This is a genomic window from Aquiflexum sp. (assembly GCF_977115555.1).
The window spans coordinates 1-1,856 of sequence record NZ_CDSBKL010000593.1; the positions used below are offsets into that span (position 1 = coordinate 1).

1 protein-coding gene and 1 pseudogene are annotated in these 1,856 nt (G+C 41.5%); one reads left to right on the forward strand and one right to left on the reverse strand.

Features of this window, described 5'->3' with window-relative positions; all coding sequences use genetic code 11:
* Positions 1–248 (reverse strand): annotated as a pseudogene (locus tag ACZFYI_RS19890) (heme-binding domain-containing protein); the annotation flags it as partial.
* A gap of 515 nt (positions 249–763) precedes the next feature.
* On the opposite strand from ACZFYI_RS19890, the gene ACZFYI_RS19895 reads away from it, so the two are divergent.
* A complete protein-coding gene (locus ACZFYI_RS19895) occupies positions 764–1,672 on the forward strand; it encodes a glycosyltransferase family 2 protein (protein WP_462525862.1) in 909 nt (302 codons plus the stop codon).
* Positions 1,673–1,856: the final 184 nt, after the last annotated feature.

Consider the following 1,856-nt stretch of genomic DNA (forward strand, 5'->3'; position numbering starts at 1 on the left):
GCGAGTTGCTTGGACTTCTTGGTTGCCTCAAAAGCATCCCAATCCAGCTTTGCTTTTCCTTTTTCGTTTTTGGATTCGGCATTATGACAGCCGTAGCACTTTTGTTCTACCACTGCCTTGACATTGGCGGGCATGTCAGGAGCGATGGCATGCAGTTCGTATTCTGATACCGCATCGGTTTTGGAAGTACCTTGGATAAACAACAGGCCGAGAATGGCCAAAGTCGGAAGTAAAAAAGATTTTTTCATAGTAAGGGTTTTATGGTTATAGCAGGAATTTCAATAAATTTTTCCAGTCATGCAAGAGTATGGGATAAGATTAGAACGATTTTTTAAAAACCGATACTTTTCAGGTTTAATCGGCTTGATTTCAGACCTTTTACAAAAATGGAACAACAAGCGAATGAACCAGTAATCCTTTTTCTTAAGTGATATTAACATACACTCGATTTACCGGATATATCTCAAAAGTCGGGTAAGGGAAGCTTTCTTTTCACTCAAATAAGGCAGGTTTCAAAGAAATCGAATGGTAATTTCTGATTCGCAGAAAGCTGTGTCTTTCAACTCTCGCCACCTTTGCCAAACAAAACCAAAAAGGACTTTGTAAGGGGAATTTCATCTATTCCCATCAATCTTTTCGCATTCTTTGATTTTCACAATGTATATTTCCCTTGGATATATTTCTATTTGTGAGATCGATGTAGACCTTTGCAGGATAGTCATAAGATCTAAATGGAAGGCAACGCTTATCAACACGAAATTCAATGACGAGGATAGCAACTATTATCGTGACATATAATGGATCCCGGTGGATAAAAAAGTGTTTGGAGCATTTGTTCCAAAGCACGGTAAGTTCGGATATCATTCTTTTGGACAACAATTCCACTGACGATACGCTTGAAATCATCCGTCCTTTTCTTGAAAAAATTGAATTCATACAATTAAGCTCCAATCTTGGATTTGGAGGGGCCAATAACATCGGAATCCAAAAGGCTTTGGATCTTGGATATTCCCATATTTTTCTATTGAACCAAGATGCTTATGTGCAGCAGGATTGTATCGCTAAGTTATTGTCCACAGCCTTGGAAAATCCACAATATGGCATCCTAAGCCCTGTACAGTTGGACAGTTCGGGACTCGATTTCGATCCGGTATTCAAGGGGCAGGTTGCGAAGCATTATTCTCCCGACCCGGGTATGGCCATAAAGGAACTAAGCAATGAAAGTCCTGCCAAAGTGATAGAGGTAAAGTTTGTGGGGGCTGCGGCATGGTTTCTCAGTGCCGAAATGATCCGAAAAACGGGTTTGTTTCACCCTGCTTTTTTCCATTACGGTGAAGACAACAACTTCGCCGCCCGGGCGCAGTATTTTGGCTACAAGATAGGGATTCAGATTGCCACTGCGATGATTCACGACCGGAATGCCCGAGATAAAACCAGGTTTTTGCCGATAAAGCTCAGGTCATTTCCACTCCACCAATTACTCGATATCAGAAAACCCATGGCGATTGCGTGGTTTGTCGGGTATTATCAATTGAAGCGAACATGGAGAAAGCTCCAAAAAACCCATGGAGACCAATATAAAAAAGAGTTTTTGGAAACGCGTGCCTGGTTTTTTGACAAGTTGGATGAGGCCAAGGAGATCAGAAAAGAGATGAAAAAAGGATACAGGTAGGGAATTTGCGAAAAGCTATAGTCCTTTAATTCATTTGACCCACTTCTGAAGCCAATCAGTTCACCAAAAAGGCGAGTGAGTTCACCTCTGAGGCGAACCAGTTCAGCAAAAAGGTCAGTGAGTTCACCTCCGAGGTGAACTAGTTTAGCAAAAAGGTAACCGAGTTTACCAAATAGGCGAGTGA

Bases quoted from the DNA above. Each gene is read 5' to 3' on its own strand.
- ACZFYI_RS19895 (WP_462525862.1), top strand. From the start codon at position 764: ATGACGAGGATAGCAACTATTATCGTGACATATAATGGATCCCGGTGG.